Annotated in this window: 8 protein-coding genes; 2 read left to right on the top strand and 6 right to left on the bottom strand. The window is 65.6% G+C overall.

Annotated elements, in window-relative coordinates:
- Nucleotides 1-185: 185 nt before the first annotated feature.
- On the top strand, nt 186-2,345 hold the full coding sequence (locus P6U25_RS29285) for an anthranilate synthase component I (protein WP_407148226.1): 2,160 nt from the start codon (nt 186-188) through the stop codon (nt 2,343-2,345).
- 120 nt (nt 2,346-2,465) lie between these two features.
- Complete coding sequence (locus P6U25_RS29280) at nt 2,466-3,005, top strand: adenine phosphoribosyltransferase (RefSeq protein WP_407148225.1); 540 nt, start codon at nt 2,466-2,468, stop codon at nt 3,003-3,005.
- 250 nt (nt 3,006-3,255) lie between these two features.
- Here P6U25_RS29280 and P6U25_RS29275 read toward each other — a convergent pair whose 3' ends face one another.
- From P6U25_RS29275 to smc, 6 genes are all read right to left on the bottom strand, one after another.
- Nucleotides 3,256-3,924: a hypothetical protein gene (locus P6U25_RS29275; RefSeq protein WP_407148224.1), complete on the bottom strand. Its 669-nt coding sequence runs from the start codon at nt 3,922-3,924 to the stop codon at nt 3,256-3,258.
- A 60-nt stretch (nt 3,925-3,984) separates the two neighbouring features.
- Nucleotides 3,985-4,731: a hypothetical protein gene (locus P6U25_RS29270; protein WP_407148223.1), complete on the bottom strand. Its 747-nt coding sequence runs from the start codon at nt 4,729-4,731 to the stop codon at nt 3,985-3,987.
- A 166-nt stretch (nt 4,732-4,897) separates the two neighbouring features.
- A complete protein-coding gene (locus P6U25_RS29265; RefSeq protein WP_407148222.1) occupies nt 4,898-6,112 on the bottom strand; it encodes a M48 family metallopeptidase in 1,215 nt (404 codons plus the stop codon).
- A 127-nt stretch (nt 6,113-6,239) separates the two neighbouring features.
- Entirely contained in the window at nt 6,240-6,800 is a 561-nt protein-coding gene (locus P6U25_RS29260) for a LemA family protein (RefSeq protein ID WP_407148221.1), read from the bottom strand.
- Nucleotides 6,801-6,960: 160 nt separating this feature from the next.
- The gene (locus P6U25_RS29255; RefSeq protein WP_407148220.1) at nt 6,961-7,926 is read right to left on the bottom strand and encodes a small ribosomal subunit Rsm22 family protein; all 966 of its coding nucleotides are present in this window, start codon (nt 7,924-7,926) and stop codon (nt 6,961-6,963) included.
- A 185-nt stretch (nt 7,927-8,111) separates the two neighbouring features.
- On the bottom strand, nt 8,112-11,576 hold the full coding sequence (gene smc / locus P6U25_RS29250; RefSeq protein WP_407148219.1) for a chromosome segregation protein SMC: 3,465 nt from the start codon (nt 11,574-11,576) through the stop codon (nt 8,112-8,114).
- Nucleotides 11,577-11,911 lie beyond the last annotated feature (335 nt).

Raw genomic sequence — 11,911 nt, 5'->3', positions numbered from 1 at the left:
AGCGGTCCATGAGCACCGTTGCCAGCCCATCCCGTCATTGGTGGCCCACCTTCTCATAGGTGGCCGGTGCGATTTCATTTCTCAGAAACGTCGAAGGTCGCCATCGCAGTGCGACCGAGGTTCGTTTGTTTGCCCTTCGTTTGTCCTGTGTGGCGCTCTCTCGGCAAGTCTCGTAAGAGGATCACATGAACAGGACAGTCTTCTCCCTGCCGGCCAAGAGCGAGTACCTCACCAACGGCGGCCTCGCGGTCGCGCGAGTGGTCGAGCAGTTCACCGGCGGCGCCAGCCGCCTCGATGATCTGATCGCCCTTTTGGACCGCCGCCGCGGCGTGGTGCTGTCCTCGGGCACCACGGTGCCGGGCCGCTACGAAAGCTTCGACCTCGGCTTTGCCGATCCGCCGCTGGTGCTGGAGACCTCGGGCACCGACTTCGCGCTGTCTGCGCTCAATCCGCGCGGCGAAGTGCTGATCGCCTTCCTCGCCGACGTGCTGCGCGAGCCCTGCGTCGTGATCTCGGAGCGCAGCGCGACGAAACTGTCTGGCCACATCATCCGCGGCGCCGCGCCGGTCGAGGAGGATCAGCGCACCCGCCGCGCCAGCGTGATGTCGCTGGTGCGCGACATGGTGGCGGCGTTTGCCTCCAATGCCGATCCGCTGCTCGGCCTGTTCGGCGCCTTCGCCTACGACCTCGTGTTCCAGATCGAGGATATCGTCCAGAAGCGCCCGCGCGAGGCCGACCAGCGCGACATCGTGCTCTATGTGCCGGACCGTCTGCTCGCCTATGACCGCGCCACCGGCCGCGGCGTGGTGCTCTCCTACGACTTCGCCTGGAAGGGCAAATCCACCGCAGGCCGGTCGCATGAGACAGGGGCAAGCGTTTACGCCCGGACGCTGCGCCAGGGCTTTGCCGATCACGCCCCGGGCGAATACCAGGCAACCGTCGAGGTCGCACGCGCGGCGTTCGCGCGTGGCGATTTGTTCGAGGCGGTGCCGGGGCAACTGTTTGCCGAGCCCTGCGAGCGCTCGCCGGCTGAAGTGTTCCAGCGGCTCTGCCGTATCAATCCGTCACCCTATGGCGCGCTGATGAATCTCGGTGACGGCGAATTCCTGGTCTCCGCATCGCCGGAGATGTTCGTGCGCTCCGACGGTCGGCGGGTGGAGACCTGCCCGATCTCGGGCACCATCGCGCGCGGCTCGGACTCGATCGGCGATGCCGAGCAGATCCGCAAGCTCTTGAACTCGGAAAAGGACGAGTTCGAGCTCAACATGTGCACCGACGTTGATCGCAACGACAAGGCGCGCGTCTGCGTGCCCGGCACCATCAAGGTGCTGGCGCGGCGGCAGATCGAGACCTACTCCAAGCTGTTCCACACCGTCGATCACGTCGAGGGCATGCTGCGCCCGGGCTTCGATTCGCTCGATGCTTTCCTGACTCATGCCTGGGCGGTGACGGTGACCGGCGCGCCGAAATTGTGGGCGATGCAATTCGTCGAGGACCATGAGCGCTCGCCGCGGCGCTGGTATGCCGGCGCGATCGGCTGCGTGAATTTCGACGGGAGCATCAACACCGGCCTCACCATCCGCACCATCCGCATGAAGGACGGTCTCGCCGAAGTACGTGTCGGCGCGACCTGCCTGTTCGATTCCGATCCGGCGGCCGAGGACCGCGAATGCCAGGTCAAGGCGGCGGCGCTGTTCCAGGCGCTGCGCGGCGATCCGCCGAAGCCGCTGTCGGACTTCGCACCCGACGCTACCGGCTCGGGCAAGAACGTGCTCCTGATCGATCACGACGACAGCTTCGTTCACATGCTGGCGGATTACTTCCGCCAGGTCGGCGCCAACGTCACCGTGGTCAGGCATGTGCATGCCCAGGAGATGCTGAAGCGAGCGGGATGGGATCTCCTGGTGCTGTCACCCGGACCTGGGCGGCCGGAGGATTTCGGCATCGCGAAGACCATCGGCACCGCGCTGGAGAAGAACCTGCCGATATTCGGCGTCTGCCTCGGCGTGCAGGCGATCGGCGAATATTTCGGCGGCCAGCTCGGTCAGCTCGGCCAGCCCGCGCATGGCCGTCCCTCGCGGGTCCAAGTGCGCGGCGGGCGCTTGATGCGGAACCTGCCCAATGAGATCGTGATCGGCCGCTACCACTCGCTATTCGTCGAGCGCGACAGCGTGCCTGACGTGCTGACGGTGACTGCGACCACCGAAGACGGCGTCGCGATGGTGATCGAGCACAAGACCCTGCCGGTCGCCGGCGTCCAGTTCCACCCGGAATCGCTGATGTCGCTCGGCGGCGAGGTTGGGCTGCGCATCGTGGAGAATGCATTCCGGCTGGATGCGAACTGACGGCACCGTCATTGCGAGCGAAGCGAAGCAATCCATTTCGCCGCACCGAGACAAAAGTGGATTGCTTCGTCGCTTCGCTCCTCGCAATGACGGGGCGACAGAGGAGAGGTTGAAACACCAATGACCTTTGACGAGGACATCAAGTCGACCGTTCGCACCATCCCGGATTACCCGAAGAAGGGCATCCTGTTCCGCGACATCACGACGTTGCTCGCAGATGCCCGCGCGTTCCGGCGGGCGGTCGACCAACTGGTGCATCCCTGGGCCGGCTCGAAGGTCGACAAGGTCGCGGGCATCGAGGCGCGCGGCTTCATTCTCGGCGGCGCGGTGGCGCACCAGCTCTCGGCCGGCTTCGTGCCGATCCGCAAGAAGGGCAAGCTGCCGCACACCACGGTGCGGATCGCGTATTCGCTCGAATACGGCCTCGACGAGATGGAGATGCACGCCGACGCCGTGCAGCCCGGTGAGCGCGTGATCCTGGTCGACGATCTGATCGCGACCGGCGGCACCGCCGAGGGCGCGGTGAAGCTGCTGCGCCAGATCGGCGCCGATGTGGTCGCCGCCTGTTTCATCATCGATCTGCCCGATCTCGGCGGCGCCGCGAAGCTGCGGGCGATGGACGTTCCGGTGCGCACGCTGATGGCGTTCGAGGGGCATTGAGGGTTTAGCGACCAACCCTCCACACGTCGTCCCGGCGAAGGCCGGGACCCATAACCACAAATGTCAGTTGTGGAAAGACGCTGTGGCCCCAGCCGCCGCCAAACGCAAAGCGGTGGTTATGGGTCCCGGCCTTCGCCGGGACGACGGCGAGAGCGTTTTCGAGCGAAGTGGATACCGGTTCGCGTGAAGAAAACGCGTCAAAACAAGAATCTAGAGCTTCGGTTCTGATTCAATCAGAACCGAAATTGCTCTAGGATCGTTGCAACAGCATGCTCAATTCGAGATCGCGGAACGTGGTGTAGTTCCGGCGGATCCATTGATGCAGCTCGGTCGATGAATCCTTCTCGTGGCGCAGATATCCTGTGAAGGAGAAGTTCAGCCGGTCGATATAGGTCTTGAGAAACACCGGCAGCGCGCGGCAGCGCAGCACGCGGCTGCGGGACATCACCGGCGGCAACTCGCCGCGCACGACGAATTCGTTGTCGACCACGACAAGCGCGTTCGGCGGGATCAGCCGATACAGCGTGTCGTAGCCCCGCGCCGAGACGCGGTCGATGTCGGCGACGAACAGGATCACCGGCGCGACGCGGCGGCGCAGCGCCTCCTTCATCAGGCCGATCTCGTCGCACATTTTGAAGAATTCGTCGAAGGCGTGGTAGCCGAGGTCGATCACCTTGGCGACGCCGTCATTGATGATGACGCGGTCCATCAATTGCATCTTGCCGTAGGTGTCGATCACGTCGGCGGTTTCCGTGATCCGCGGCAGATAGTCGACCAGCGACGGCTCCTTCAAGTTGATGTCGAAGGAGATCACATCGCCGTTCTTCAGCAGCAGAAATTCGCTCAGCAGCCGTGCGATCAGCGTCTTGCCGACCTGCGGGCGGGGCGAGCAGATGATGTAGACGGGCGTGGATGACATCGCCCGCTATATCAGACCAAATTTTCGCCTAATCCAGCCCCATCAAAGTCGAAGCCGTGACTATTTTTCGCCGCGGGTGGCCGACTTGGCGCCGACCAGGTCGGTCAGCTTGATCCGGTCATACTCGCTCCAGACATTGGCCAGCCAGTGCCGGACATAGCCGCGCAGCACGAAGGAATAGTTCGCGGCGTCGTCGTTCATGAGCTTGTTGGCGACGAACTTCAGGAACGGGACGGACGAGACCTCGACCTGCTCATAGGCCATTTCGTTGAGCTTGGGGATCGTGAGATCGGTCGCATCCTTGATGCGGTGGAAGTAGGAATTGTAGGTCGACTGATCCCACTGGAAGAACTGGGTGTCGTTGATGAAGTTCTTCACCAGGAAGTACTTCGCACCGGTCATGAAGTTGGCGGTCTCGGCGATCTCATCGAGCGACGCGATCGAGGGGCCGAGGATATGGAACACGGCGAAGGTGATCTGGCCGGACCGCGCCGCGTCGAGGAAACCGATGTCGCGCAGCGAGGCCAAGGCCGGCGAGAGCAGTCCGGCGCGGACGTCGATCACGGTCACCGACGGGCCCGAGCTCAGCGTATCGAAGATCTTCATCTGGTCCGCGGTCGTCGTCATGTCGACGATCTCGGTGATGTCAGGATGGAAGCGCTTCAGTGTTCCCCGCGGCGATTCGGTGTCGAACGCCCGGGTTTGCACATTGTTGGCGCTGAAATAGTCCAGGAGCGTCCGCGAGACGGTGGTCTTGCCGACCCCGCCCTTGTCAGCGCCCACCACGATCACAACCGGCTTTGCCATGGAAGTCCCTTAAAAGCGCGCTCCCGATCGCGAGGGCGATCGGCAAGTCCCCACGCCTGCTTTGGGCGCGAACATGGCAGAAACGAGGGAGAATTCAATTCCTCAACGAGCCCACCTTTGGTTTGGTGGGGATTTCCTTAATGGAATGAGAGGACTGCACCGAACTTTAGACACGCCGGCCCCAAGGTCCCCGAGGCGGATCCTGCGCCGGGCCGGGGGCTGGCAGCGGCGGCGGTGCACCATCAGGCGTTGTGGCCTCGCCCCACGGCCCGCGGTGCGGCGCCGGACCGATGGTGGTGTCCGGCTCGACGGCTGCCGTGCCGGCACCGTCAGCGTTGTCCTGGGGCAGGGCCAGCGGGCCGGGATCGCGGCCGCCTGCATATTTCACCAGCGCATCGACCCGGGATTTGATCGACGGGTGGGTCGCGAACAGGTCGGCAAAGCCCTCGCGCGGATTGTCGACACAGAGTTCCATCACCGCCGACGTCGCGCCCGGCAGTTCGCCGCGATTTTCGATCCTGCGCAACGCCGAGATCATCGCATCGGGGTTTTTCGTCAGCTCGACGGAGCCGGCATCGGCCAGGAATTCGCGCGACCGCGACAGCGCCAGCTTCACGACCTGCGAGAGCAGCCAGGCCAGCAGGATCAGCGCGATCGCGATGATGATCACGACGATCGCACCGCCGCCCGACCCCTTGCTGTCGCGGTCCGACGAGGAGGACGAAGACGAGGAGGATGACGTGGACGACGACCAGCCGCCGCCGGTCGAGTTCCACGACAGATTTGTGAAAACGCGGAAGAACAGTTCGCCGAAGAAGCCGACCACGCCGGCGATGATCACGGCGACCACCATCAATTGCACGTCGCCATTCCTGATGTGGGTGAGCTCGTGGCCGAGCACGGCCTCGATCTCCTGGTCGTTGAGCGCCTTCAACAGGCCGGTGGTGACCGTGATGGCGTATTGCCGCGGGTTCAAGCCGGTCGCGAACGCGTTCAGCGCCGGGCTGTCCATCACCTTCAACTTCGGCATCGGGATGCCGCGTGAGATGCAGAGGTTCTCCAACAGATTGTAGAGGCGCGGCTGCTGCTGCCGTGTCACGCTTTCGCCGCCGGTGACGGCATCGATCATGTCCTGGTGGAAGAAGTAGGCGATGACGATCCAGGCAGCGGCCGCAATCGTCGCCCAGGGGAATGCGGACACCAGATCGTGCGCGGCCTGTCTCAGGTAGTCGTCGACCGAGCGGCCGCTGTCGATCACCACCTCGCCGACCAGTGCACCGGCATAGACCAGCACGTAGATCAGCAGGAACAGCCCGCCAAGCAACAGCATCGAACGAAACTTGTTCGATGCGATATGCGTGTAGAGTCCGTAGGCGGCCATGATCAATTCTCGTCATTCCGGGGCGCGTCATAGACGCGAACCCGGAATCTCGAGGTGAATGCCGAGATTCCGGGTTCGTCGCTTTGTGACGCCCCGGAATGACCGAGCATGCGCTGAGTCATGCGGCTCAGAACTTCACGCTCGGCGCCGTCTCGACGTCGGCGCGGCTGGCACCGAGGTCGAAGAAATCCTTGCGGGTGAAGCCGAACATGCCGGCGAACAGCGCGGCCGGCATCTGCTGAATGCCGGTGTTGTACTCCTGGACAGCATTGTTGAAGAAGCGGCGGCTGGCGGCGATCTTGTTCTCGAGATCGGAGAGCTCGGCGGCAAGTTGCTGGAAGTTGGCATTGGCCTTGAGGTCGGGATAGGCCTCCGACAGCGCGATCAGGCGGCCGAGCGCGCCGGAGAGCTGGTTCTCGGCGGCCGAGACCTGAGCCGGCCCCTGCGCCGACATCGCAGAATTGCGTGCCTTGATCACGTCGTCCAGCGTGCCGCGCTCGTGCGCCGCATAGCCTTTCACGGTCTCGACCAGATTCGGGATCAGGTCGTGGCGCTGCTTGAGCTGCACGTCGATGTCGGCAAAGGCCTGATTGACCCGCTGGCTGAGCGCGACGAGGCGGTTGTAGGCGCCAAATGCAAACAGCACGAGAAGGACGATGACGCCGATAACGATCCAACTGGTCGACATGACGAGGCAGCTCCTGGTGGCACGACACGGCGGCAGCGTAGCTCAAATCCGGGCATACGGCAGCCCGCCGCGAAAAGGTGGGCGCTGTCTTGGTCGGAACAGCTCTGCGATCGGTTCAACGATGTCGTACTGTTCCTCGGCCCTCATCAGGCCGACTTGCCTAAACTGCGTCGCCCCAGCGCCAGCGGCGGGCGCGCGCGTAGTCGGCCTTGGCGCGACGGGGAATCCTGGTGACGGTGACGCCGTCGGGCGTGCAGAGCTTGGCCGCAATCTCGACCTTGCCGGCGTCCGGCTGCGCCAGCACGCGAGACGGATGCGAGGTCGCCGGTAGGCGTGTCAGCGCGACGTAGGCGAAGCGTTCATCCTCGAACGGCACCTCGGCGCCCTTCACCTGCTTGTGCGCGCGCGAGCGCTGCAGTCGCTGGGAGAAATGGCACCAGTCGGGCGCGATGAGCGGGCAGGCGCGGTCATGCGGGCAGGGCGCGGCGACACGGGCGCCGGCCGCGATCAACTGCGCGCGCAGCGAGATGATCCGTGCATAGCCTGCGGGCGTGCCGGGCTCGACCACCAGCAGCGTGTCGTTGGTCTTGGACCACAGCGCTTCGGCCAGCGCCGCGCGCTCCGCCTGTCCGATCTCGCCGATCATGTAGCTCGCAACCACGAGGTCGGCGGGCTCGGCCTGCGCGAGCAGGGTCCGAGCCGGGCCGAGCTCATAGGTGACGGCGTGCAGGCGCGTGCTGTCATGAGCGAGCTGCTGCGCCAGCGTCCGCAATGCGGCGTTGGCATCGAATTGCGTGCAGCGTTGCAGCGAGGAGAATGCTTCCGTCGCGGCCCAGCTCGCCGTCCCCGGACCGGCGCCGACATCGAGCAGGGTTGCTGGTGCAAAGTCCGGCCTGATCTCGGCGAGCGCGTTCAGGCTCGCGACCACCGCCGCATAGGTCGCCGGCATCCGCGCCAGCGCGTAGGCGAGCGCGTCGGTCTCCGTCCTGATCGCCTCGGAGCCACCGCCTTCGCGATAGGTTTGCGAGATCGCCGCTGCCCGGCTCGCCGCATTGTTGCGCGACAGGCCTTCGAGCCTGGCGTTGAGGGCGGCCTTCAGTTCCGCGGGAAGATCGGGTGAGGTCATGTCTTCGTCATGTCCTGACGCGCCATCCACACGTCATTGCGAGCGAAGCAATCCATGGCGCCACTTGCCGAGGCATGGATTGCTTCGTCGCTTCAGCGCAAAATTGCTTTGCAATTTTGTCGCGAGCTCCTCGCAATGACGGTGCTGAGGTATCACGAAAATGACGTCGATGCGCAGCCCTAACCCTACGCCACGTTCTGGTCGAGGATATCCACCGCGCCCTGCAGGTCGACCGAGACCAACTGAGACACGCCGCGCTCGGCCATGGTGACGCCGAACAGCCGGTTCATCCGCGCCATCGTGATCGGATTGTGCGTGATGATGATGAAGCGGGTCTCGGTCGAGCCGGTCATCTCGTGCAGCAGGTTGCAGAACCGTTCGACGTTGTGGTCGTCAAGCGGCGCGTCGACCTCGTCCAGCACGCAGATCGGCGACGGGTTGGTGAGGAACACCGCGAAGATCAGCGCCAGCGCCGTCAACGCCTGCTCGCCGCCCGAGAGCAACGACAGCGTCTGCGGCTTCTTGCCGGGCGGCTTGGCGATGATCTCGAGGCCGGCCTCGAGCGGATCGTCGCTCTCGATCAGGTGCAGCGCCGCTTCGCCGCCGCCGAACAACTCGACGAACAGCCGCTTGAAGTGATTGTTGACGGTCTCGAACGAGGTCAAGAGACGCTCGCGGGCCTCGCGGTTGAGGCTCTGGATACCCTGGCGCAGCCGCTTGATCGCCTCGACGAGATCGTCGCGTTCGGTGGTCAGCGCGGTGTGCTGGGTTTCGACCTCCTTGAGCTCCTCCTCGGCGCGCAGGTTGACGGCGCCGAGGCGCTCGCGGTCGCGCCGCAGCTTTTCGAGCTCTTCCTCGACCTGGGTAACCGGCGGCAGTTCCGCGCCGGGCTCGATCTCGGCCATGGTGGCGACCGCATTCGGCTCGACCTCGAGCATGTCGTGGATCTCGCGCTCGATGTCGGCGAGGCGGCGGCGGGTGCCTTCCATGCGCTCCTCCGCGCGGGCGGTGGCCTCGCGGGACGAGGAGAGGGCTTCGAGCGTGGCCTTGGCGACCCGGTCGGTTTCCGCCATCGCGGCTTCGGCGGTCGCGAGCGCGTCGGCGGCGATGCGACGATCGCTCTCGGCGTGCTCAATCTCCGAGATCAGCGCGCTGCGCTTCTCGGCGAACACCTCCGGCGCGTTGGCGAGTTCCTCGCGCTCGATCGAGACTTCGGCGATGCGCGCCTCGATGGTCTCGACCTGCGAGGCCGCGCTGGTCTTGCGGCTCTGCCACTCGTTGCGCTCGGCGAGGATCGCCTGCACGCGGCGATCGGCGAGCTCGGCCTCGCGGGCGAGTGCCTGCGCCTCGGCGCGGACCTGGGCGGCGGCACGGCGCTGGTTGTCGATCTCGGCGCGCACCGCGGCGAGCTGAGCTTCAGTCTCGACGCTGGGCGGCAGCTCGGACAGCGCCGCGACAGCGCTCTCATGCGCAGCTTCAGCCTCGGCGCGATCGGCGGCGACGCGGCTATGGGCCTCGGTCAGCGCCGACTTGCGCGCGGCATGGCGGTTGATCTCGCGTTCGGTCGCGGCGTGACGCTCGCGCGCCGCGTCGGTCTCGCGGCGGGCGGCGCGCACCGCTTCGCGGGAAGCGGCTTCGGCGGCCGATGCGGAGCGCAGTTCGGCTTCGGCCGTCTCGAGCGCCTGGCGCTTGGCGGCGGCATCGATGCGGGCCTGTTCCAGCTCCTGCTCGATATCGACGAGACGGGCGCGTTCGGCCAGGCGGCGTGCGGCACCAGTCGGCGCGTGTGCGTCAGCGACAAAGCCGTCCCAGCGCCAGACGTCGCCCTCCAGCGACACCAGCCGCTGGCCGGTCTTGAGCTGCGACACCAGCGCAGCACCACGTTCCTTGGCGATGACGCCGATCTGCGCCAGACGCCGCGCCAGCTCCGGCGGGGCCTGCACATGGTCCGCCAGCCGCTCGACGCCGTCGGGCAGAGCCGGATCGTCGCCGGTCGCGGCGGCGTTGGTCCAGCGCATCGGCGCCGACGGATCGACCGGTGCGTCAAGGTCGTCGCCGAGCACGGCGCCGATTGCCTTCTCATAACCCTTGGCGACCGTGATGCCGTCGATGATCGGCGGCCACAAGTTCTTGGTCTCGCTGGTGACCAGCTTCGAGATGGTGCGGGCCTCGGTCTCGAGCCGCTGCACGCGCTTCTCGGCCTCGACAAGCGGGTTGCGTGAGGACTCCAGCGTCTGCCGCGCCGCGGCGTGATGGGCCTCGCTGGCCTGCACGGCGGCCTCGGATTCGGCGAGCGTCTGCTGCGCCATCTCCATGGCGGCTGCGAGCGCATCGATGTCGCCGAGATTGCCGGTTTCCTGCGCGAGCTTTTCTTCCTCGGCCTGAACGTTGGCGATCTCCTGATCGAGCCGCGCCAGCCGATCGCGATGGGTGCGCACGCCCGCCTCGAGCTGGTTGCGCTTGGCAGTGAGATCGGCGAGCTGGGTGGTGAGCTCGGTGAACTGGCGCTCGGTCGCGGCCAGAATGGCTTCGGCGTCCGCGACGCGCTCGTCGACACCGGAGCGCTTCTCGACGCGCGACTTGATCTCTTCCTTCAGCTCGGCGTCTTCGGTGTCGAGCCGCTGCAGCGCGATGTCGGCGTCCGAGGTCTGCTGCTGCTCGCGGGCAATGTCTGCGGCGAACTGCGTCAAGCGGCGATCGAGCTCGCCGACGCGCTCCTTGGCGCGCTGTTCCTCGCGGTCGAGCATCTCGCGCGCATTGGTCAGGCGCTGCAAGCCGGCGGCGGCCCGCGCCTCGGCATCGCGCAGCGCCGGCAGCTCAGCGGCGCGGATCGCCTGGATGCGGGCGGCCTCCGCCTGATGCTGGGTGCGCTCGGCCATCTCGCGCACGGTGAGATCATGGGTGCGCGCGGCGTCGTTGACGTCGGCATTGGCCTGGATCCAGCGCAGGTGGAAGAGCGTGGCCTCGGACTTGCGCACCTTCGCCGCCACCTCGCGATAGCGAATCGCCTGGCGGGCCTGCTTCTTCAAACCGTCCATCTGGCCGGTGAGCTGGCCGATCACGTCCTCGACGCGGGTCAGGTTGGTCTCGGCCGCCTTGAGCCGCAGTTCCGCTTCATGGCGGCGGGCATGCAGGCCGGCGACACCGGCGGCATCTTCCAGCACACGGCGGCGCTGCTCGGGCTTGGCCTGGATGATTTCGCCGATCTTGCCCTGGTGGACGAGGGCCGGCGAACGCGCGCCGGTGGCGGCGTCGGCGAACAGAATCTGCACGTCGCGCGCACGCACGTCGCGACCGTTGATGCGGTAGACGGAGCCGGCTTCGCGCTCGATGCGGCGGGAGATTTCCAGAATCTGGCTGTCGTTCACGGCGGCCGGCGCCGTGCGATCGGCATTGTCGATCGTCATCACCACTTCGGCGTGGTTGCGCGCCGGACGATTGCCGGAACCGGCGAAGATCACCGCGTCCATGTCGGCGGCGCGCAGCGACTTGTGCGAGGTTTCGCCCATCGCCCAGCGCAGCGCTTCGACCAGATTGGATTTGCCGCAGCCGTTCGGTCCGACGACGCCGGTCAGGCCCGGCTCGATCATGAAGTCGGTGGGATCGACGAACGACTTGAAACCGTGGAGGCGGAGGCGCGTGAGCTTCATGTACACAAATCTCGCTTGGCCGGGCGCGAATCTCCCTGCCGTGACAATACCATAGAAGGCAATGTCGGTGTGTGGGGTGAATAGCTGCGTGCAGCTCTCATGGAGCGGGACAATGGCGAGGCCCGCGCTGGAGAGCAACCGCTTGACCCGGCTTTTCCCAAGGGATTTGCAGGGGTTTTACAGCAGTCTTGCGGCTTCGACGGACCGCAACAACCCAATTTCCGCGGCTCAAGTTTTCAACAGCGAATCGATGCGCTGGCTCAATTCGCGAACGCGATTTCATCGACGATACGCGTATCGTCGATGAAAGCGTGGAACCCCTCGATCTCTGGAAC

This window comes from Bradyrhizobium sp. ORS 86 (assembly GCF_045571475.1).
Classification (GTDB): Bacteria; Pseudomonadota; Alphaproteobacteria; order Rhizobiales; family Xanthobacteraceae; genus Bradyrhizobium.
Note: the sequence above shows the minus strand (reverse complement) of the source record. Positions and strands in the feature narration are given on the sequence as shown.

Bases quoted from the DNA above. Each gene is read 5' to 3' on its own strand.
- P6U25_RS29255 (WP_407148220.1), bottom strand. From the start codon at position 7,926: ATGACCTCACCCGATCTTCCCGCGGAACTGAAGGCCGCCCTCAACGCC.
- P6U25_RS29260 (WP_407148221.1), bottom strand. From the start codon at position 6,800: ATGTCGACCAGTTGGATCGTTATCGGCGTCATCGTCCTTCTCGTGCTG.
- P6U25_RS29265 (WP_407148222.1), bottom strand. From the start codon at position 6,112: ATGGCCGCCTACGGACTCTACACGCATATCGCATCGAACAAGTTTCGT.
- P6U25_RS29285 (WP_407148226.1), top strand. From the start codon at position 186: ATGAACAGGACAGTCTTCTCCCTGCCGGCCAAGAGCGAGTACCTCACC.
- smc (WP_407148219.1), bottom strand. From the start codon at position 11,576: ATGAAGCTCACGCGCCTCCGCCTCCACGGTTTCAAGTCGTTCGTCGAT.
- P6U25_RS29270 (WP_407148223.1), bottom strand. From the start codon at position 4,731: ATGGCAAAGCCGGTTGTGATCGTGGTGGGCGCTGACAAGGGCGGGGTC.
- P6U25_RS29280 (WP_407148225.1), top strand. From the start codon at position 2,466: ATGACCTTTGACGAGGACATCAAGTCGACCGTTCGCACCATCCCGGAT.
- P6U25_RS29275 (WP_407148224.1), bottom strand. From the start codon at position 3,924: ATGTCATCCACGCCCGTCTACATCATCTGCTCGCCCCGCCCGCAGGTC.